At 29.3% G+C, this 1,169-nt stretch carries 1 protein-coding gene and 1 pseudogene; both read right to left on the bottom strand.

Features of this window, described 5'->3' with window-relative positions:
* Positions 1–116: 116 nt before the first annotated feature.
* Entirely contained in the window at positions 117–950 is an 834-nt protein-coding gene (locus Q0370_RS07775) for an amino acid decarboxylase (RefSeq protein ID WP_299574255.1), read from the bottom strand.
* Positions 937–1,169, bottom strand: a pseudogene (locus tag Q0370_RS07780) (flagellar biosynthesis protein FliQ); the annotation flags it as partial. The gene Q0370_RS07775 and the pseudogene Q0370_RS07780, both read right to left, overlap by 14 nt.

The following is a 1,169-nucleotide window of genomic DNA, read 5'->3' on the forward strand; positions in this document are numbered from 1 at the left end:
ATTTCTCAAAGTAGATAGTAGTAGTTCCGAATGTTGTAGAAGCAGAGAATGAATCAGATTTAGTTATGTCTACATACTGAACATTTTCTCCAAATGTTACATCAGAAAAATCATTACTATTTTTTATTTTTTGATGTTTTTTTGAATACAAGATTACTTTCAGGAACTCCGATATAGAGAGTCTGCTCGCTATTCATAAGTGTTATTACATCGGCATTACTTAAATCATCTAAAAAATCTTTATCACTGTTGGTCAGTTCGCTCCATTTTTCCAGCAGATTGTTCAAATTATCTATTTCAAAAGAAATTCTGTGATTTTTCAGGAAATATTTTCCCGAATATTTTTTCCCGTTTTTTCCTGTTATGACAACATTTCCTTTATCAAGTTTTATCGAAATTTTACTGTTTTTAAGTTCAAGTCCTGCAATATTTACAAGAGTCCATTCATTAGCCATTATTTTTTTCTCAAAATCTTCAATATTACTAAAAAATGAAAATCTGTCTTTATATTTTTCTTTAGAATATTTTTCCATATTATTTAACATAAAGCCGTCCCCTTTTTCAAAGCTGTTTTTCAAAAAATCGGGAATATCCTTTCTGTATATGAGATATACAGTTTCATAATTTTTGTTATCCACATAGACAGGATAATAGCCGTAATCAGAATTTCCTAACGACAGCATAGGCGAAAGGATTGCTTTAACTGTTCCATTTTTGAGATTCTGCACCATAATATCATTGTCCTTATATTCAGTCGCTTTGAAAATAGTATAAGTGGGAGAATGCTCCATTTTTCCGGCAAATTCCCTGTCAATCTCATTGGATACACCTACTTCTAATATATATCCCTTGTCTATTATGTCTTTTTTTGAAGGTTTTCCACAGGAAATAAATATCATTCCAAAAAGTAGAAAAATCATAAATCCTGTCAATTTTTTAATTTTTATCATGCTGTTTTCTCCTTCCTATCAATAAATTTACACCAAGCCCCACAAGAAATATTACATCCAATAAACCTATGGCAAAATAAGCATAATAAGTTGGTAAAAATTCTTCATCTCCTGCTGATGAAACTAAATATTTATACGATATTAAAGATATTAGTATTTTTAATATTACACCAATTATTGTTAAAATTATCAAAGCCTTTTTTCCAATTCCTGCTTTTG

The organism is uncultured Leptotrichia sp., from assembly GCF_938036635.1.
Lineage (GTDB): Bacteria > Fusobacteriota > Fusobacteriia > Fusobacteriales > Leptotrichiaceae > Leptotrichia > Leptotrichia hongkongensis.

Coding starts and splice junctions, on each gene's coding strand:
- Q0370_RS07775 (WP_299574255.1), bottom strand. CDS start 950: ATGATAAAAATTAAAAAATTGACAGGATTTATGATTTTTCTACTTTTT.